Raw genomic sequence first — 17,591 nt, forward strand, 5'->3', positions numbered from 1 at the left:
GCGTGACCCACTCCCTGAACCTGGACCCGCTGATCGATCAGGCCCGCCGCACCCACTCCAGCGCCCTGTGCGTCCTGCAGGGTGGGCACACGCTCGTGGACGACACCTGCGGGTCGCGCGACCCGGTCGAGACCATGAGCGTCACGAAGGCCGTCCTCAGTCTCCTCGTGGGCCGCGCCGTGACGCTCGGGCACCTGCCGGGCCCGGACGTATCTGTCGCGGAGTTCTACCCCGAGTGGCGGCAGGGCCGCCGGGCGCAGGTCACGCTGCGTCACTTCATGACCCACACCAGCGGCCTGCAGAACGTGCCCGCCGCGCCCGAGGAGATCTACCCCAGCCCGGACTTCGTGCAGCTGGCCCTCTGCGCGGAATTCCAGCACGCGCCGGGAACGGCGTTCAGCTACAACAACAAGGCGGTGAACCTGATCTGCGGCGTGCTGCGCCGCGCGACCGGACAGCACGCCGACGACTTCGCTCGCGCGGAACTGTTCGGCCCGCTGGGCATCCACGACGTCACCTGGGCGCGTGACGCGGCGGGTACGCCGCACGGCATGAGCGGCCTGAGCCTGCACGCGCGGGACCTCGCCCGGCTGGGGCACCTGACGCTGCGCGGCGGTGAGGACCTGATCACCCCGGACTGGATTCACGCCAGTACCCGCCCCGCCACGCCGCTGACCGCACGCATGGGCCTGCTGTGGTGGACGTGGCACCCGCAGGCGACGTACACCGTCACGGACGCGCACGTGCACAACATGCGGGACGCGCAGGCCAGCCCGGCACAGATCGCCGCCCTGACCGCCCTGCGCGGCACGTACCCGCGCCACGCCTTCCACGCACTGCTGGCCGAGGTGGGCTTCGATCCCACCCAGGTCCCCGCCGGGACCCGCTGGCTGCACGAGAACCCTGGCCCGCGCCGGGGCTGGTGTCACGACGGCTGGCTGGGCCAGTCTCTCGTGGTGGACGCGGAGGCCGATCTGGTCGCCGTGCGGCTGATCGCCGCCGACCAGCCCGGCGCGGGCAGCGCCGGGAGTGACTGGCCGGACTTCATGGAAGACGTGTTCGCACTGACCCGCTGAGCGCTCACAGCGGTTTCCAGTTCCAGTCAAGAGCCAACAGCACGCCCCTCAACTCTGCTTCCACATCCCTCAGTCTCCCTGAACACCGCTGTCAGAACCAGTTGGCCTGCATGTCGGTGGTGGTGCGGTCGGCGCTGGCGAGGAGGTCGGCGTGCGCGCGGACTTTCGGGAGTTCGTGCGTGGCGTAGAAGCGCGCGGCGTGGAGTTTCCCGTGGTAGAAGTCCGCGTCGGCGCGGGCGGTGGGCAGGGCGCGGGCGGCGGCGGTCGCCTGACGCAGCCACATCCAGCCGACGACCGTGTGCCCGAGCATCTCCAGGGCGCTGTTGGCGCCAGCGAGGAACAGGTCCGGGCCGAGTTCGGCGGCGCGCGGCAGCAGCGCCCCGAGGGCCTGGGTGTTCCACGTGATGGCCTGCCGCAGGGCGGCGCGGATCTCGTCCAGGCCGTCCAGGCCCTCGCTGGCGTTCAGGTCAGCCTGCATGCGCCCCAGCAGCACGCTCAGCCCGCGCCCACCCGCCTGGGTCAGCTTGCGGCCCAGCAGGTCGTTGCCCTGGATGCCCTCGGTGCCCTCGTGGATGGGGTTCAGGCGGTTGTCGCGGTAGTACATCTCGACGTTGAAGTCCCGCGTGTACCCGGCGCCGCCCATGACCTGAATGGCGTCGCTCAGGGCCTCCTGGCTGTACTTGCTGGGCCAGCTCTTCACGATGGGCGTCAGCAGGTCCAGCAGCAGTCCGGCGTCGGCGCGCCCTTCCTCGGGGCCGGTCTGGGTGTCGTCCACGAGCAGGCTGGCGTACAGGCCCAGCGCGAGGCCCCCTTCCACGAACACCTTCTGCCGCAGCAGCAGGCGCCTCACGTCGGCGTGTTCGATGATCGGCACGGGGGGCGCGGCGGGGTCCTTCTGGCTGGCGTGGCGGCCCTGGCGGCGCTCGCGGGCGTACGCGAGGCTCTCCAGGTACCCGGCGGTGCCGAGCATCACGGCGCCCATGCCGACGCCGATGCGGGCCTCGTTCATCATGTGGAACATCTGCGCCAGGCCGCGCCCCGGTTCGCCGACCAGTTCCCCGATCGTCTCGCCGCCCTCGCCGAAGTTCAGGAGGGTGTTCGTGGTGCCCCGGTAGCCCATCTTGTGGTTCAGGCCCGCCAGGACGACGTGATTGTCCTCTCCGGGGGTGCCGTCCCCCTGTACGCGGTAGCGCGGCACCAGGAAGAGGCTGATGCCCCTGACGCCCGCCGGGCCGCCCGCGATGCGCGCCAGCACGAGATGCACGATGTTCTCGCTCAGTTCGTGCTCGCCGCCGCTGATCCACATCTTCGTGCCGGTGAGGGCGTACGTGCCGTCTCCGCGCGGCGTGGCGGTCGTGGTGATGTCCGCCAGACCCGAGCCCGCGTGCGGTTCACTGAGGGCCATCGTGCCGAACCAGCGGCCCTCCAGCAGCGGGAGCATGTAGCGCCGCTGCTGCTCGGGGGACGCGAACACCCGCTGCAGGTTGGCGTTCCCGATGGTCAGGAACGGGTAGCCGCTCGTGGCGACGTTCGCGGCCTGGAAGTGCGCCTGCACGGCCTGCATGACCACCCACGGCAGTTGCAGCCCGCCCAGGTCCTCGTCGTGGTGGGCGCTGAAGAACCCCGCGTCCCGGAAGGCGCGCATGGCGTCACGCATGGCGGCGGGCAGCACCACCTTGCCGCCTTCGACATGCGGCTCATGCAGGTCGGCCTCGCGGGCGTGGTTCGCGAAGTAGCGTTCGGCCACGCTGTAGGCGAGGTTCAGGACGTCCTCGTACACCTCGCGGCTGTGCTCGGCGAAGCGGGGGCGATTCGGCAGGTCGGCGGTGGGGAGCACCTCGAACAGCTGGAAACTCAGGTCGCGGCGGTTCAGGACTGGGGCCATGCGCGGGCCTCCTTCTGGGAATGGGGGAGAGGTGGGGGGCGGGAACCTCCCGAGCGTACGGGGAGTGAACGTGAACGTCAACTTTGAACGCCCGCGTATAAGATGGGGGCATTCCACCACAGGAGGACCCACCATGCGCGCCCTGACCTGCACCGCCTTCGACGAACCCGAAACCCTGACCGTCACCGAGCAGCCCACCCCGACCCCCGGCCCCGGCGAGGTCCTGATCCGCGTGCAGGCTGCCAGCGTGAACTACCCCGACGCCCTGATGGTGCAGGGCAAGTACCAGGTGCGCCCACCCCTTCCCTTCACGCCCGGCGCGGAGGCCGCCGGGACCGTCGAGGCCGTCGGCGAGGGCGTCACGCACCTGACGGTGGGCCAGCGCGTCGCCGCGTTCACCGGCACCGGTGCGTTCGCCACGCACCTGATCGCGCCCGCCGCCGCCACGCTGCCCCTCCCGGACGACCTCGACCTGAACGTCGCCGCGACCCTGCCGCTCGCCTACGGGACCGCCATGCACGCCCTGATCGACCGCGGACAGCTGAAAGCCGGGGAGACCCTGCTGGTCCTGGGCGCCGCCGGGGGCGTGGGCCTCGCCGCCGTCATGATCGGCAAGGCCCTCGGCGCGCGCGTGATCGCCGCCGCCAGCACCGGGGAGAAACTCGACCTCGCGCGGGCGCACGGCGCGGACGAGGTCATCAACTACGCCGACACCGACCTGAAGGCGGCCCTGAACGACCTGACCGGGAAGAAGGGCGTGGACGTCATCCTCGACCCCGTCGGGGACCGCTGGGCCGAGAGTGCCTTCCGCGCCGTCGCCTGGGGCGGACGGTACCTCGTGATCGGCTTCGCGGGCGGCGAGATCCCCAGGCTGCCCCTGAACCTCCCGCTGCTCAAGGGTGCGTCCATCGTGGGCGTCTTCTGGGGCGAGTACGCCCGCCGCGATCCGCGCGGCAACGCCCGCCACCTCACCCAGCTGGCCGGGTGGGTCCAGAGCGGCACCCTGAAGCCCGAGATCAGCCGCGCCTACACCCTGCAGGAGGCGCCGCAGGCCATGCGCGACCTGCTGGAGCGGCGCGTGACCGGTAAAGTGATCGTCACGCCGTGACGCCCACCTACTACACCACCGCCGAACTCGCCCGCGCCGCGCAGGTCACCCGCCGCACCGTCATGCACTACGCCGAACTGGGCCTGCTGACCCCCGATCAGGTCACCGCGTCGGGCCGCGCGCTGTACGGCCCCTACGCCCTGCGGCTGCTGCGCGACCTGATCGACCTGCGCGCCCTGGGCTTCACGCTGGAGGAAGCCCGCGACGCCGTCACGCTGCGCCGCGCCACACACGACGTGAGCGGGGTGTACCGCCGCGACTGGACCCGCGCGGACATCCCCCTGGGCGACGAGCGCCTCCAGGCCCTGCAGGTCAAACTCCGCACCGTGCACGACGCCTACGAGCGGCAGGCGGACAACCTCGCCCGCTTCGACCGCTGGCTCACCAAGCGCTTCACCGGCGGGCAACTGCCCCCCCACCCCAGGACGACGGCGACCCCTGAAGCGGGCTGCGGGGATCAGCGGCCCATCACCTGCAGGCGCCCGAGCAGTTCCTCCAGGGGTTCGGGCCGCGCGATGTGGTAGCCCTGCGCGGCGCCGCAGCCGAAGTCCTGCAGCAGGCGCAGCATCGATTCGTCCTCGACGCCCTCGGCGACGGTGTGCAGGCCCAGGTCGCCCGCCAGCCGGATGGCGCTGCCGAGCAGGGCGCCGCGCGTGCCGCCCAGCGCGTTGTCGCGCAGGAACGATCGGTCGAGTTTCACGGTGTCGAGCGGCAGGTCGGCCAGCAGCGCCAGACTGGAGTGCCCGCTGCCGAAATCGTCGAGCGCCACGTGAATCCCGGCGTCGCGCAGCGCCTGCAGGTGACGGCAGGCGAGGTCCACGTTCTGCATGACGCTCGATTCGGTGACCTCCACGGTCAGCAGGTCCGCCGGGGCGTTCAGGTCGCGCAGCAGCTTCAGGACCCGCGCGGCGAAGTCCGGGCTGAGCAGCTGGATGGGGCTGACGTTCACGTTCACGCGGATCGGCGCGATCCGCTGGGCGCTCAGGGCGTCGGTCAGGGCGCGCTGCATCGCCCATTCGCCCAGCGGGGCGATCAGCCCGGCGCGCTCGGCGATGGGAATGAACGTGCCGGGCGGGACGCTGCCCAGCGTGGGGTGCTTCCAGCGCATGAGCGCCTCGACCGACTCCCAGCGTCCGGTGCTGAGGTTCCGGATCGGCTGGTACAGCAGCGTCAGTTCGTCGCGTGTCTCGGCGCCCTGCAGGGCCGCTTCCAGCAGGTGCCCGTACTGGCTGCGGCTGAGCATCTCCTCGTTGAACAGCGCGATCTGTTCGCGTTCGTCGATGGCGTGCTGCAGCGCGATGTTCGCGTGCCGCAGCAGGGTGGGGACCGGCACCGCGTAGGGGGATTCCACGTACCCGGCGGTGAATTTCAGCGGGACGTCGTTGTCGTTCAGGGTGAAGGGCCGTTCCAGGTCATGCAGGACCGCGCGCGGGTCGGGCGTGTCGGGGCCGGTGGTGATCAGCGCCAGTCCGCTGGACGACAGCCGCGCCACGACGAACTGCGGCCCGAGTTCGTTCAGGCGGCCCGTGACCTCGCGCAGCAGCGTGTCGACCATGGCGTTGCCGTACAGGCCGCTGAGTTCCTGCAGGCGCGGCACCTCCAGCAGCAGCGCGCTGCGGACCGGGGTGTGGTCGAGGCGTTCGATCAGGCCGCTGCGGGTGAACGCGCCGGTCAGTTCGTCGCGCTGCGAGCGGTCGCGCAGCTGCTCCTCGCGTTCCCTGAGGTGGTCGAGCAGGTCGTTGATGGTGCGGGCCAGCAGGCCCAGTTCGGTGGGGTCGCGCCCGTCGAGGCGGTGGGTGGGGTCGCGGGCGATGCGCTGCGTGTCGCGTTTGTAGCCGTCCAGGACACTCAGGACCCGGCGGTTCAGGAACAGCATGAAGGCGGACACGCCGATCAATGTGGTGATCAGCATGGTCAGGCGCAGTTGCTGCGCGCCGATCAGTCCGGCGGCGTGCACGGCGCGCGGGATGCTGAGTTCCAGCGACAGTTGCGGCGGGCCGCTGGGGGCGCTCAGGGGTGAGGTGGCCCGCACGCGGTCACTCAGGAACTGCACCTGGGTGTCCGGGACGGGGTCCAGGCGCAGCGCGGCGCTGAAGATCTGCCCCTGGTAGGTGATCTCCTGCAGGACCTGCGGGGTGAGGGTGCGGGCGAGCAGCATGGTCCCGCCGCGTCCCTGGCCGTCGTCGCGCGTGATGGGGCGCGCCGCGACGATGTAGGCGCGCCCGCCGCGCTGGATCACCCCGGCCGCGCCGTCCTGCGGGAGCGGGTCGGGCAGGGCGCGCAGGAAGTCCTGCACGGTATCGGTGGCGTCGACGACGCGGTTCTGGTCCAGGGTCGCGGCGGACAGCAGGCGCCCGCCGGGCGCGGTGATGCCCCAGTAGTCGACCTTGCCGCCGATGAACGTGCCGGGCACGAGGTTCGCCTCGAGGTAGCGGGCGTTGCGTCCGGCGGCGTACTCGAAGGTCTCGGTCCACAGGCTGAAGTTCAGGACGAACAGCCCGACGCGGTCCTCCTCGGTGTTCAGGTTCGCGCGGGCGATATCGCTGAACTGCTGCACCTGGGTCCGCTCGATGGCGTTGAACTTCTCGTTCATGAAGGCGGGCAGCAGCAGGAGCAGGATCACCCCGAGCGGTACGAGCAGCGCCGTCAGCAGGGCCAGCAGTTGCAGGCGCAGCGACACGCTCAGGCCGTTCCAGCGGGCCAGGGCGCGCGTCATATGAGAGGCCGGGCTGGGCAGGTCATGGCGGACAGCGGAGCTCCTTGGGTGCGCGTGGGATCGGGGAGGGATGGAACTATTCTCAGGATAGAGCTGCAACGTTACATGTGAATGCGGTTATCCCGACCTCAAGGTCCGCCTGTCGGGGGGGGGAGGGGGGGGTGGGGACGCAAGTCCCCGCCCCCGTTCCTGAGTATGAACTCAGTTATGGCCAGACCCCGTCAGATCAGTGACGAAGCGATCGTCGCCGCCGCGCAGGAGGTGTTTCTCGAGCAGGGCTTCAGCGCCACCACCGCCGCCATCGCCCGCCGCGCCGGGGTGTCCGAGGGCACCCTGTTCAACCGCTTCGCCAGCAAGGAGGACCTCTTCGTGGCGGCCATCGGCCTGCACGTCCAGGCCCGCTGGCAGGCCGAACTGCTCGGCGCCGCCGGGCAGGGCGACGTGCGCCGCAACCTCGAACGCGCCCTGCTGAGCATGCTGCGCGAGGCCGAGCAGCTCGTGCCGAAACTCATGGTGATGTTCTCCCGCGGGCACGATCCCTCACACAACCCGATCCTGATGCGCCTCGGGGACCCCATGCAGCTCGCCGCCCGTAACATCGCCGCGTACCTCGAAGCCGAGGTCCGCCTGGGCCGCCTGCGCCCCCTCGACGCCGAGGTCACGGCCCTGACGGTCGTAGGCAGCCTGTCGCATTACGTCCACCGCGAAATGGTGCCCGGCCAGGGCAGCGGCCTGGAGTCCGGGCGCTTCGTGCGCGGCCTGATGGACCTGCTGTGGCCCGGCATGGCCCCCTGAGCCCGCCTTCCTGAGACCGGAGTGAACGAGGCATGACAGTCATATCTAAGTATTCACTCGTTAATGAGGGAAGTCGGGCGCCCCCCTCCGCCTTCCGGCGGACGACCAGAGGCCCTGCGCCCCACATGCTGGCCGGACGCCCCCCCGCTGCCCCGCACCCCCCCACCCCGAGGACCGACATGACCCACCCATCACCCCGCCTGCTGCGCGCCGCGCTGAGCATCGCCCTGCTGCTCGGCCCGGCCGCCGCCCAGAACGCGGCCCCGGCGACCGCTACACCCGTGACAGGTACACCGACCGGCACGCCCGCCACCGCAGCTTCCGCCGTCACGGCCCCCGCCGCGGCTGGCCCCGCGACCCCCCTGGACACGTTGCTGCTCGCGCTGCGCGCCGCCCCCGGCTGGCGCTCGGCCGACCTGAGCTACCGCGCGGCGCAGCTGCAACTCGACAGCGCCCGCCTGCGCGCCGGACTGACCCTGACTGCCGGCGGCAGCGGCAGCCTCTCGAAGGTCCCCTGGGACACGGGTGACTGGACCGGCAACGGGACCCTGACTGTGACTGCCAGCCTGCCCGTGCTGCCCTGGTCCCCGCTGCTGGAGGGCGTGCGCAGCGCCGAACGCGGCCTGCAGACGGCCGCGCTGGACCTGCGCGCCGCGCGCGGCAGCCTGACCACGCAGCTGTGGCAGGCCTACGCCGGACTGCGCGCCGCCAGCGACGCCCTGACCCTGGCCGACGCGCAGCTCACCCTGAGTACCCAGGTGCTGGACATCGCCCGCGCCCAGCGCGCCCAGGGTCTGCTCACGGAGAGCGCCCTGCTCGACCGTCAGGCGAACCTGGAGGCCGCCCAGGCGGGCCGCGACCGCGCCGCCGGGGCACTCCGGCAGGCCCGGCTGGGCCTCACGCGCCTGCTGGGCAGTGACCCGCTGCCCGCCGCGCCGGACCTGAGCCGCCCGCTGCCCGACCTGACCCCCGCCGGGGACGAGGCGGCGCTGATCGCACACGCCCTGGCGCAGCGGCCCGAGGTGCGCCGCGCGCAGGCCACCCTGGCCGACGCGCAGGCCGCCCGCGACGCCGCCGCCCTGGCGGCCCGCCTGCCGGACCTGACCGCCAGCGTCAGTGCCGGACAGCTCGCCAGCGCCACCGGCGCGGCCGGACGCACCGTCAGCGGCAGCCTGAACCTCACGACCGGCGTGCTCGGCGCGCAGCTCAGCGTGCCGCTGCGCGAGGCGAAAAGCCCCGTCAGCGGCGTGAGTCTCGCCCTGAGCGCCTCCATTCCGATTCTGGGCAGCACCGAGAGCGCCGCGCTGCGGCAGGCGGAACTCGGCGTGCAGCAGGCCACCCTGGCCCTCGACGCCGCCCGCCAGAGCGCCGAACTCGACGTCCGCACCCGAGTGCAGGCCGCGCAGGACGAACGCGGCGCGCTGGACGCCGCCCGCACCCGCGTCCAGGCCGCCGAACTGGCCGCGCAGGCCGCGCAGGCCCGCCTGGACGCCGGGCTCGCCACGCGCCTGGACGTCGCGCAGGCCAACCTGAACCTCACGCAGGCCGAGCAGGCCCTGCGCGCCCAGCTCGACCGCGTCGCGGTGGCGGGCGCCGCGCTCGCGCAGGCCACGACCGACCTCGACCCGCTGCTCCTGACCCTTCCCACCCTGCCCACCGGAGGCCGCCCATGACGCGCACCCTGACCCTGATCCTCGCCCTGAGCGCCGCCAGCCCCCTGGCCCACGCCCAGAGCACCACTGCCCAGAGCACCACTGCCCAGTCCACCACTGCCCCCACCGCCCTGACCCTCGGCAGCGCCGTCACCCGCGCCGTCACGCAGGGCGTGGACGTCACCACCGCCCGCGCGAACCTGCAGAAGGCCCAGGCGAACCTGCGCGCCGTGCGCGCCGATCCGACCAGCCTCATCACCACGCTGACGCAGGCCGAGCAGGACGTCGCCGCGCAGACGGCGTCGCTGAACGCCGCGAAGCTCGGCGCGGCGCAGGCCGCCGTGAGCGGCTACGTGCAGGCCTTCGAGGCCGCGCAGCGGACCGCGCTGGCCCAGGCGCAGGTCAGCCTGTCCGAGCGGCAGCTGAAGATCGCGCAGGCGCGCCTCGCGGCGCGCGTCGCCACGACCCTCGACGTCAGCCGCGCGCAGAACGCCCTGAGCAGCGACCGCCAGGACCTCGCCAGCGCCCAGGCCAGCCTGCCCGTGCTGGAGGCCAGCCTGACCCGCACCCTGAACCTGCCCGCCGGGACCGACCTGAAACTGGCCGCGCCCGGCGACGCCCCGAAACTCAGCGTGACGCTCGCCGCGCTGCAGGCCGGACTGGAGAAACGCCTGCCGTCCCTGGTGCAGGCCGCTGGCGGCGTGAACTTCGCCGCGCTGCAGGTGAAGCTCGCGGACAACGACTACACCCCGGCCCGCACCCTGGAAGACGCCCGCACCGCGCTGGACAACGCCTCGCGCGCCCTGGAGGACGGCGCCCGCGCCGCGCAGACCGGCGTGCGCGACGCCTGGCGCAGCGCGCAGGACGCCCAGGCCCGCGTCGCCGTCGCGCAGGACGCCGCCGCGAACGCCCAGACCGCGCTGCGTAACGCCCAGGCCCGCCTGAAGGCCGGAACGGCCGCCGCCATCGAGGTTCAGCAGGCCCAGGTGCAGGCCCAGCAGGCCGAGCTGAGCGTGCAGCAGGCCAGAGGCGGCGTGTGGCGCGCCCTGGCCGCCCTGGGCTCGGCCGCCGGACAGGACGTGACGGGACTGGTGAACTGATGCGCGCCGCCCCCCTCCTCCTGCTGACCCTGACGCTGACCCTGAGCGCCTGCGCCGGCACCCAGAAGGCGGCCGTGAACAACGACCTGGACGCCGCGCCCGCCAAGACCACCACCCTGCAGGTCGCCACCACCCCCGCCCGCAGCGGCACCCTGGACGCCCAGCGCAGCGTCAGCGGCACCATCGAGGCGCAGCGCGACAGTCAGGTCGCCGCGCAGACCGGCGGGACCGTGCAGCGCCTCCTGGTGCAGGAAGGCGATCAGGTCAGCCAGGGCCAGGTCCTGGCGCAGCTGGACGACACCGCCCAGCTGCAGGCCCTGCAGAACGCCCGCCTGCAGGTGCAGCAGGCCGAGATCAGCCTCGCGCAGACGCGGCGCAGCACCCAGAACAACACAGGCACCCTGAACGCCGCTGTCACGGCCGCGCAGGCCAGCCTCGCGCAGGCGCAGGCCGGCGCGCAGAGCGCCGAGAACCTCTACCGCCTGGGCGGCATCAGCCTGTCCGACGTGCAGGCGGCCCGCGCGCAGCTGGCCCAGGCGCAGAGCGCCCTGGCGCAGGCCCGCGCGAACCTCGCGCAGAACGGCCAGAGCGCCCAGGGCAGCGTGCCGCTGCAGGAAGCGCAGCTCGCGCAGGCGCGCGCCAGCGTGCAGCAGGCCGAACAGAACCTCGCCCGCACCGCGGTGCGCGCCCCCTTCGCGGGCACCGTCGCCACGCTGAACGTCGAGGTCGGCGAGTTCGCCGGGCAGGGCAGCGCCGTCGCCCGCCTCGTGGACCCCGGCAGCCTGCGCGTGACGTTCAACGTGCCCGCCGCCGACGCCGCCACCCTGGTAGGCGGGGCGCGCCTGAACGTCGGGTACGGCGGCGTGAACTACGTCGGCGTGGTGACCGGCGCGCCCGGCGTCGCCGGAACGAACCGCCTGGTGCCCGTCACGGCCCGCGTGCAGGGCGGCGCGGACCTCCCGGTGGGCGGGGCGGCGCAGGTCCGCTACCGCGTGCAGCTGGGCCAGGGCCTGCTCGTCCCCAGCGGCGCCGTGCAGGCCGACGCGGGCGAGAACGTCGTGTACACCGTCAGCGGCGGCGTCGCCCGCCGCACCCCGGTCAGCGTGGTCGCCGAGAGCGGCGCGCTCGTCGCCGTGCGCGGCCTCGACGCGGGCGCCGCAGTCGTCAGTCCCGTGCCCGCCAGCCTGCAGGACGGCTCGCGCGTGCAGACCGGCGCCCAGACCGCCCCGCAGACCGGAGCGACCCCGTGAGCACCCACGAACCCCCGGACTTCAACCTCCCGCAGGGCACGCTGCCCGACGGCACGCCCGAACCGAAGGTTCACCCGCTGGTGCGCTTCAGCGTCAAGAATTACGTGTTCTCGGTGGGCATCTTCGTGCTGCTGGTCCTGGCGGGCCTCGCCGCGACCTTCCGGCTGGGCGTGGAACTCCTGCCGAACTTCGAGGTGCCGGTCCTCGCGGTCAGTACCGCGTACCCCGGCGCGAACCCCGACCAGGTGGACCGCGAGGTCAGCCGCCGCGTCGAGGACGCCGTCAGCACCCTGGCCGGCGTGCAGGACATCAACACCACCTCGGTCAGCAACCAGTCGGCGGTCGTGATCACCTTCAGTGACGACACCGACGTGGACAGTGCGGCCAACAGCGTGTCGCAGGCCGTCGCCGCGATCCGCGGCACGCTGCCCGACGGCGCCCGCGCCCCGGTCGTGCAGAAGTTCGACCCGAACGCCACCCCGATTCTGACCCTGGCGCTGCTGGGCGGCAGCAACCCCCCCGCGCAGGTCACCACCTACGCCGAGGACGTCCTCGTGCCGCGCCTGGAACGCGTGGAGGGCGTCGCCGACGTGAACGTCACCGGCGGTCCCGCCCGGCAGGTGCAGGTGCTGCTCGACCCGGCCCGGCTGCAGTCCTACAACCTGAGTCCCGCGCGGGTCACGCAGGCGATCGGCGCCAGCGCCCTGGACCTCCCGGCCGGGACCGTCTCGCAGGGCGGCACGCAGACGCAGTACGCCACCCGCAACACCCCCCGCAGCGCTGCCGACGTCGCCGCCATCACCCTGGACAGCGCCAGCGGCGTGCAGGTCGGGGACGTCGCCCGCGTGCGCGACGCCGCCGAGGACGCCAGCAGCCTCGCGCGCTTCAACGGGCAGCCCGCCGTGCTGCTGAGTGTCCGCAAGGGCAGCGGCACGAACTCGGTCGCGGTGGCCGACGCCGTCCGCGCCGCCATGCAGGCCCAGCCACTCCCCAGGGGCTACGAGCTGAAGATCGCCAGCGACACCACCCGCGCCACGCTGGGCAGCGTCAAGGACACCTTCAAGGAATTCCTGCTCGCCATCGGCGCGGTCGGCATCATCTGCCTGCTGTTCCTGGGCCGCCTGAACACCGTGCTGTCGGTCGTGCTGGCCATTCCCATCTCGATCAGCGCCGCGCCGCTGCTGTACGCCACGCTGGGCTTCACGTTCAACATCATCTCGCTGCTGGCGATCATCGTCGCGATCGGCATCGTCGTGGACGACTCGATCGTCGTCGCGGAGAACGTGCAGCGCTACCGCGACCTGGGCTACAGCCGCCTGCGCAGCGTCCTGCTGGGCGGCAGCGAGGTCTTCAGCGCCGTGACCGCCGCGAGTTTCGCGCTGCTCGCCGTGCTGATTCCCCTGAGCCTGATGCCCGGCATCCTGGGGCAGTTCTTCAGCCAGTTCGGGCTGGGCATCGCCGCGGCCATCGTGCTGTCGTGGCTGGAGAGCCTGCTGTTCCTCACGGTGCGCATGGCGTACACCAACGACCCGCAGCCCATCGGCTGGGCGCAGCTGCCCGGCGTGCTGGCCCGCTTCCCGGCGCTGCTGCAGTCCAGCCTGCGGGCCGTGCGGTCCTTCGGCGGCTGGCTGGGGCTGCTGCTGGCGGGCGCCGCCGGGTCGGTCCTGCTCAGGGCGGCCGGACTGCCCCTCCCGGTCGCGATCGGCGTGGCGTCCCTGCTGGCCCCGCTGACGCTGGCCGTGACGCGCTACGTGCTGGGTCTGCTCTTCGCCCTGCTGGAAGCCGTCACCGGCACCCTGCACGGCCTGACGAACGGCGGCGTGCAGCGCACCGCCCGCGCCTACGCCCGCAGCCTCGACAGCGCGCTGCGCCGCCCCTGGCTGGTCATGCTGATCGCCGGACTGTTCCTGCTCAGCGCGCCCCTGGCCATGCGAGGCGTCGGCTTCGCGTTCACACCCAAATCCGACAGCGGCATCGTCGCGGTCGACCTCAGCCTCCCGGTCGGCACCGACCTGAACACCACCAACCGCGTCACCGGGCAGCTCGAGGACGCCCTGCTGAAACGGCCCGAGGTGAAACTCGTCGAGACCAGCGTCGGCGCCGGAAACGGCGTCAGCGGCGCCAGCGCCAACGAGGCCACCCTGACCGTCACCCTGATCGACAAGGCCGAACGGCCCGGCATCGACACGCTCGTCGAGCAGTACACCCGAGTGCTGACCCCCATCGGCACCCGCACGCCCGGCAGTGAACTGCGCGTCGGCACGCAGCAGACCGGCCCCGGCGGCAGCGCCGACATCTCCCTGGCCCTCACCGCGCCCAACCAGGCGCTCCTCGAACAGCGCAACCGCGAGGTCGTGCGGCTCCTCGCGCAGGACCCCAACCTCCGCAGCGTCGAGAGCAGCCTCAGCGCCACCCGCCAGGAACGCACCTTCACGCCCGACGCCACCCGCCTGACCGGCACCGGCCTGAGCGCCACCGACGTCGCGCAGGCCCTGCGCACCTACAACGACGGCACGACCGCCGGCACGGTGCGCGACGGGGACCGCAGCGTCGACATCGTCGTGCGGCTCGACCCCGCGCTGATCAGCAGCGAACAGAGCCTGCTGACGCAGACCGTGTACGCCCCCGCCCTGAGCGCCAACGTGCCCCTCTCGCAGCTGGGCGCGTTCCAGCTGGCGCAGGCCCCCGCCACGCTGCTGCGCCTGAACAAGGCCTACACCGCCACCCTGAACATCAACGTCGTCAAGGGCGGCCCGAACCCCTTCGCGTACCAGCGTGAACTCGTCACCCGCGTCGAGAAGGCCGGACTGCTCGCGGGCGGCGTGACGCTCGGGAACGCCAGCGCCTTCGGCAGCGCGGGCCTCACCGGGGACCTCGTGTTCTACGGCCCGATCCTGATGCTCCTGGCGATCATCCTCACGTACCTCGTGCTGGGCAGCCAGTTCAACTCCTTCCGCTACCCCATCTACCTGCAACTGCCCATTCCCATCGCGGTCGTCGGCGCGATCTGGACACTGAACTTCTTCGGCGTGAACCTCGACGTGATCACGGTCCTCGGCATGGTCATCCTGCTGGGCCTGAGCACCAAGAACTCCATCCTGTACCTCGAATTCGTCACGGAACGCGCCCGGTCCCTCCCACTGCGCGAGGCGCTGCTGGAAGCCGCCGAACTGCGCTTCCGCCCGATCATCATGACCACCCTGACCGTCCTCGTGATCAGCATCCCCCTGGTCCTCGGCCAGGGCGAAGGCGCCGAGTTCCGCCGCGGCCTGGGCATCGTGATCCTCGGCGGGGTCATCACCTCCACGCTGCTGACCTTTTACGTCGTGCCCAGCGTGTTCTGGGTGTTCGAACGCCGCCGCCTCCAGCCGGACGTCCAGTCTGCGCCCAGCGGCCCACAGACCCCACTGGGCGCCGGAGACTGACCCGCGACGGACCAGCAGAGGGGGGGGAGGACGCCTCCCCCCCTCTGTCTGCCCCTCCACGGCCTGACGTGTGCGGACGGGTGGTCAATCTGGCGTGCAGGGCTGGCGTGGGCGGCGCATGCTGACGGCTGACGCCCCCGGCCCCCGTTCTCGCCTGTTGCCCTGGAGTGCCATGACCCTCACCGTGCCCGTGCCGGAGTCCCGACCCCGCCTGAGTCCGTCCTTTCCGTTCACGCCCGCGCAGTTGCTGCCCGGCCGGGCCGCCACGTACCGCCTGCCGTACGGCAATCCACTGTTCGGCCGCAGCGACCTGGACACCGACGTGGGCCTGGGCGGCACCAACGGCCTGTTCGGTGGACTGGAGCTGGCCGCGCACCCGGCCAGCTGGACGCCGCAGGTCGCGGCGCTGCTCGCCCGCGCGGGCTTCGAACTGCCGCGCGTGACGCTGTACACCTCGCGAGGTGAGTACCGCGCCGTGCTGGCGGACCTCGCGCGGCGCTGCGGCCCACTGGTGACGATGTTCCCGCAGCATCCGGACGACCTGCCGCCCGAGGGGGCGGCCCTGGACCCGGCGCTGCTGACCCGGCTGGCGGACAAGGGGCAGCTGGACGCCCTGACCGGTCGCCTCGCGCCGCGCCGCACGCTGCGCAACGAGCCGTCGGCGCTGCAGGCCGCGACCCGCGCGCTGCGGAATGCCCCGCACGGCTGGGTGCTCAAGGCCAGTCACGCGCCCACCGGGGGCGGCGCGGACGTGCACTTCTGCCCGGACCGCGCGGCGCTGGCGGACGCGGCGGCGCGCTACCCGGCGGGCACGCCGCTGCTGCTCGAACCGCGCCTGAGCGTCGACCTGAGCCCCAGCGCGCAGCTGGCGGTCCTGCCGTCGGGCGAGGTGTGCCTGCTGGGCCTGACCACGCAGCGCCTCGCGGGGCCGCGCTTCGCGGGCGTCGACCTGCGGCCCCTGGCCCGCGCGGAGCGGTACGCGCCGGTCGCGCTGGAGGTCGCGCAGGCGTGCGCGGCGCGCGGCTACCGGGGCGTGCTCGGCGTGGACCTGATGGACACCGGCGTGGAGGTGCTCGTCGCCGAGGTCAATCCGCGCCTGACCGGCGGCAGCCTCGCGGGGCTGCTCGCCCCGCAGCTGGGCCTGCTGGGCCTGCAGGCGCGGCTGGTGCTGCACCCGTCCGACCGCACCCTGGACGACCTGTGCGCCCGCGTGGGCGAGGGCTGGGAGGAGGGCCGCCTGCTGCCGGTGATGGTCTGGGACGGCGCGCGGTGGGGCGGCGCGAACCGGGTGGCGGCGCTGCTGCTGGGCCGCACGGACGCCGAACTGGACGGTCAGGACGCCTGGCTGTGCGCCCGGCTGGACGGCAGGTCGTGACCGCCCGCGCGCCCGCACGGGTGGCGGCGCAACTGGGGCAGGCGGGCGCGCTGGGCGCGGCGGGGCAGCAGCTGGGCGCGCTGAGCCTGCCGGTGATCGCCTCGGGCCTGCCGGGCAGCACGCCGCTGACGCTGGGGCTGATCACGGCGGCGGCTTTCCTGCCGCACCTGCTGCTGGGCCTGTTCCTGGGGGCGCTGGCGGACCGGCTCGCGCCGCGCGGCGTGATGCTGTTCATGCACGCCGCGCGGGCGGGGACGCTGCTGCTCGCGGCGGGCCTGGCGCACGCCGGGCTGCTGGGCGCCGGCGTGCTCGCGGCGGTCGCGCTGACGCTGGGAGCACTCGGGGCGCTGCACGACGCGGCGCTGCAGCGCTGGCTGGCCGGGCTGGAAGACCGCGCGGACGCGAACCGCGCGGTGCAGACCGGGGAGCAGGTGGCGCTGACGGTCGCACCCGGCCTGAGCGGCCTGCTGATCGGGTCGCTGGGGGTGGGGGTCGCGCTGCTGGCCGAGTCGCTGAGTTTCCTGGCGGCGGGGGCGCGCCTGGCGCGGGTGCCTGCCCCGGCGGTGCAGGCGCGGTCAACGGGGACGCTGCTGCGGGCTGCGGCGGACGGGCTGCGGTTCGTGTGGGGGCACGGGACGCTGCGGCGGCTGGCGCTGACGGCGGCGTTCGTGAACCTGTCGCGCGCCATGACGTTCACGCTGCTGTCGTACTACCTGCTGCGGGTGGTGGGGGTGTCGCCGGTCGTGATGGGGATCGTCCTGACCGTCAGCGGGCTGGGGGGCTGGCTGGCGCGTGGCTGAGTCGCCGCACGGCGCAGGTGCCCGACGAGACGTTGCTGCGCCGCGCGCTGCTGGCACTGGCCGCGTCGGGCCTGCTGGTGCCGCTGGGCGGCGCGGGCTGGGGGCTGAGCCTGATCCTGCTGGGGCGGGCGCTGGGCACGGCCTGCACGGTCACGTACAACATCCGGCAGGACACGCTGCGGCAGGCGCTGTCCCCGGTGGGGATGGAGGCGCGGGTGGCGACCGCGTCGCGCACGCTGCTGTGGGGCAGCCTGCCGCTGGGTGCGGCGCTGGGCGGCGCGCTGGGTGCGGCGGTCGGGGCGCGCGGGGGGTTGCTGGCGGCGGCGCTGCTGGTGTTCGCCGCGCCGCTGCTGCTGGGACGGATCCGGGATTCCGGCGGGCGCGCCGTGCCGGTCGTGTGAAGGTCCGC

At 73.0% G+C, this 17,591-nt stretch carries 13 protein-coding genes; 11 read left to right on the forward strand and 2 right to left on the reverse strand.

Going from position 1 to position 17,591, the window contains the following annotated elements; translation table 11 throughout:
• Positions 1–2 precede the first annotated feature (2 nt).
• Positions 3–1,076 carry a serine hydrolase domain-containing protein gene (locus EXW95_RS00100; RefSeq protein ID WP_174365804.1) on the forward strand — a complete coding sequence of 358 codons (1,074 nt, stop codon included), beginning with the start codon at positions 3–5 and terminating at the stop codon, positions 1,074–1,076.
• Positions 1,077–1,167: 91 nt separating this feature from the next.
• Here EXW95_RS00100 and EXW95_RS00105 read toward each other — a convergent pair whose 3' ends face one another.
• Positions 1,168–2,961, reverse strand: a complete 1,794-nt coding sequence (locus tag EXW95_RS00105) for an acyl-CoA dehydrogenase (RefSeq protein WP_174365805.1) — start codon at positions 2,959–2,961, stop codon at positions 1,168–1,170.
• 133 nt (positions 2,962–3,094) lie between these two features.
• On the opposite strand from EXW95_RS00105, the gene EXW95_RS00110 reads away from it, so the two are divergent.
• Both EXW95_RS00110 and EXW95_RS00115 read left to right on the forward strand, forming a co-directional pair.
• Positions 3,095–4,069, forward strand: coding sequence for an NADPH:quinone oxidoreductase family protein (locus tag EXW95_RS00110; protein WP_174365806.1), 975 nt, complete (start codon positions 3,095–3,097; stop codon positions 4,067–4,069).
• Positions 4,066–4,593, forward strand: coding sequence for a MerR family transcriptional regulator (locus EXW95_RS00115; RefSeq protein ID WP_174365807.1), 528 nt, complete (start codon positions 4,066–4,068; stop codon positions 4,591–4,593). Before EXW95_RS00110 ends, EXW95_RS00115 begins: the two co-directional genes overlap by 4 nt.
• On the opposite strand, the gene EXW95_RS00120 is transcribed toward EXW95_RS00115, so the two are convergent.
• Positions 4,527–6,785 carry a bifunctional diguanylate cyclase/phosphodiesterase gene (locus EXW95_RS00120; protein WP_174365808.1) on the reverse strand — a complete coding sequence of 753 codons (2,259 nt, stop codon included), beginning with the start codon at positions 6,783–6,785 and terminating at the stop codon, positions 4,527–4,529. The two genes, EXW95_RS00115 and EXW95_RS00120, sit on opposite strands and share 67 nt — an antisense overlap.
• Before the next feature lie 207 nt (positions 6,786–6,992).
• On the opposite strand from EXW95_RS00120, the gene EXW95_RS00125 reads away from it, so the two are divergent.
• From EXW95_RS00125 to EXW95_RS00160, 8 genes are all read left to right on the forward strand, one after another.
• On the forward strand, positions 6,993–7,580 hold the full coding sequence (locus EXW95_RS00125; protein ID WP_174365809.1) for a TetR/AcrR family transcriptional regulator: 588 nt from the start codon (positions 6,993–6,995) through the stop codon (positions 7,578–7,580).
• Positions 7,581–7,759: 179 nt separating this feature from the next.
• The gene (locus tag EXW95_RS00130) at positions 7,760–9,253 is read left to right on the forward strand and encodes a TolC family protein (protein WP_174365810.1); all 1,494 of its coding nucleotides are present in this window, start codon (positions 7,760–7,762) and stop codon (positions 9,251–9,253) included.
• Complete coding sequence (locus EXW95_RS00135; protein WP_174365811.1) at positions 9,250–10,332, forward strand: TolC family protein; 1,083 nt, start codon at positions 9,250–9,252, stop codon at positions 10,330–10,332. Before EXW95_RS00130 ends, EXW95_RS00135 begins: the two co-directional genes overlap by 4 nt.
• On the forward strand, positions 10,332–11,582 hold the full coding sequence (locus EXW95_RS00140) for an efflux RND transporter periplasmic adaptor subunit (protein WP_174365812.1): 1,251 nt from the start codon (positions 10,332–10,334) through the stop codon (positions 11,580–11,582). Before EXW95_RS00135 ends, EXW95_RS00140 begins: the two co-directional genes overlap by 1 nt.
• Positions 11,579–15,007, forward strand: a complete 3,429-nt coding sequence (locus EXW95_RS00145) for an efflux RND transporter permease subunit (RefSeq protein ID WP_174365813.1) — start codon at positions 11,579–11,581, stop codon at positions 15,005–15,007. The genes EXW95_RS00140 and EXW95_RS00145 overlap by 4 nt, the downstream gene beginning before the upstream one ends.
• Positions 15,008–15,179: 172 nt before the next feature.
• On the forward strand, positions 15,180–16,382 hold the full coding sequence (locus tag EXW95_RS00150) for a hypothetical protein (protein ID WP_174365814.1): 1,203 nt from the start codon (positions 15,180–15,182) through the stop codon (positions 16,380–16,382).
• Positions 16,379–17,182: an MFS transporter gene (locus EXW95_RS00155; RefSeq protein WP_174365815.1), complete on the forward strand. Its 804-nt coding sequence runs from the start codon at positions 16,379–16,381 to the stop codon at positions 17,180–17,182. The genes EXW95_RS00150 and EXW95_RS00155 overlap by 4 nt, the downstream gene beginning before the upstream one ends.
• A gap of 17 nt (positions 17,183–17,199) precedes the next feature.
• Positions 17,200–17,583: a hypothetical protein gene (locus EXW95_RS00160; protein WP_174365816.1), complete on the forward strand. Its 384-nt coding sequence runs from the start codon at positions 17,200–17,202 to the stop codon at positions 17,581–17,583.
• The last annotated feature ends 8 nt before the right edge of the window (positions 17,584–17,591 follow it).

The sequence above is a fragment of the Deinococcus sp. JMULE3 genome (genome assembly GCF_013337115.1).
GTDB lineage: Bacteria > Deinococcota > Deinococci > Deinococcales > Deinococcaceae > Deinococcus.

What these genes read in the sequence shown, in the direction of transcription:
- EXW95_RS00125 (WP_174365809.1), top strand. Translation starts at nt 6,993, where the DNA reads ATGGCCAGACCCCGTCAGATCAGTGACGAAGCGATCGTCGCCGCCGCG.
- EXW95_RS00150 (WP_174365814.1), top strand. Translation starts at nt 15,180, where the DNA reads ATGACCCTCACCGTGCCCGTGCCGGAGTCCCGACCCCGCCTGAGTCCG.
- EXW95_RS00130 (WP_174365810.1), top strand. Translation starts at nt 7,760, where the DNA reads ATGACCCACCCATCACCCCGCCTGCTGCGCGCCGCGCTGAGCATCGCC.
- EXW95_RS00140 (WP_174365812.1), top strand. Translation starts at nt 10,332, where the DNA reads ATGCGCGCCGCCCCCCTCCTCCTGCTGACCCTGACGCTGACCCTGAGC.
- EXW95_RS00120 (WP_174365808.1), bottom strand. Translation starts at nt 6,785, where the DNA reads ATGACGCGCGCCCTGGCCCGCTGGAACGGCCTGAGCGTGTCGCTGCGC.
- EXW95_RS00110 (WP_174365806.1), top strand. Translation starts at nt 3,095, where the DNA reads ATGCGCGCCCTGACCTGCACCGCCTTCGACGAACCCGAAACCCTGACC.
- EXW95_RS00105 (WP_174365805.1), bottom strand. Translation starts at nt 2,961, where the DNA reads ATGGCCCCAGTCCTGAACCGCCGCGACCTGAGTTTCCAGCTGTTCGAG.
- EXW95_RS00135 (WP_174365811.1), top strand. Translation starts at nt 9,250, where the DNA reads ATGACGCGCACCCTGACCCTGATCCTCGCCCTGAGCGCCGCCAGCCCC.